This is a genomic window from Pseudoroseomonas cervicalis ATCC 49957, from assembly GCF_000164635.1.
GTDB classification, from domain to species: domain Bacteria; phylum Pseudomonadota; class Alphaproteobacteria; order Acetobacterales; family Acetobacteraceae; genus Pseudoroseomonas; species Pseudoroseomonas cervicalis.
Genome location: NZ_GG771165.1, coordinates 1 through 721, shown reverse-complemented (window position 1 = coordinate 721; position 721 = coordinate 1). Strand labels below are relative to the sequence as shown.

1 protein-coding gene is annotated in these 721 nt (G+C 71.7%); it reads right to left on the bottom strand.

Going from position 1 to position 721, the window contains the following annotated elements; all coding sequences use genetic code 11:
• Positions 1-7 precede the first annotated feature (7 nt).
• On the bottom strand, positions 8-721 hold a 714-nt coding region (locus HMPREF0731_RS22370; RefSeq protein WP_007006554.1), incomplete at its 5' end, for a DUF445 domain-containing protein.

The window sequence follows — 721 nt, the reverse complement described above, 5'->3', positions numbered from 1 at the left end:
CATCTGCTTAAAACGCTACTCTTCCAAAGATCGCATGCAGAAGCGCGAAAAGCACGCCGCCGGCCAGGAAGCCCACCAGCGTGCCATTGATCCGCACATACTGAAGATCGCGCCCGACGCGCAGCTCGATCTTCTCCACCACTGTCGCCGTGTCCCAGCGCGCCACCACATTGGCGATGAACTCCGAGAGCTGCGCCTGGGCGGTGGGCAGCAGGGCGCGCAGGCCGCGCCGGGCCATGGCGTTCACCCGCTCCCGCGCCGCCGCATCCTCCTCCAGCAGCGTGCCGAGATTGGCCAGCAGCCCGGCGACCAGGGCGACGCCACGGCCTTCCGGCGCCGCCGCATCCTCGGCCACCATGCGCTTCAGCCGCGCCCAGAGATCCATCAGCCAGGCGGCGACGGCGGGGTGGCCGGCGGCGTCGCGCAGCGCGCGGCCCAGGGCGGCGGCGCGCTCCGGGTCGGTTTCCAGCCGGTCGATCTCGGCCATCAGCCAGGTCTCGAAGGCGATGCGCAGCGTGCTGTCGCCGGGCTCGACCTTGTCCAGCTCCTGGTTGATGGCGGTCAGGATGCGGCGCGCCACGGTGCCGCCGGCCAGCCAGCCGACGAAGGCGCCGCCCTCGGCGCGGACGCGGGCCTGGATGGCGGCGCGCAGATCCTCCTCCTTGGCGGCCAGCAGCGCCTTGATCTGCTCCAGCGCCAGGCCGAACACCGCCTGGTGCTG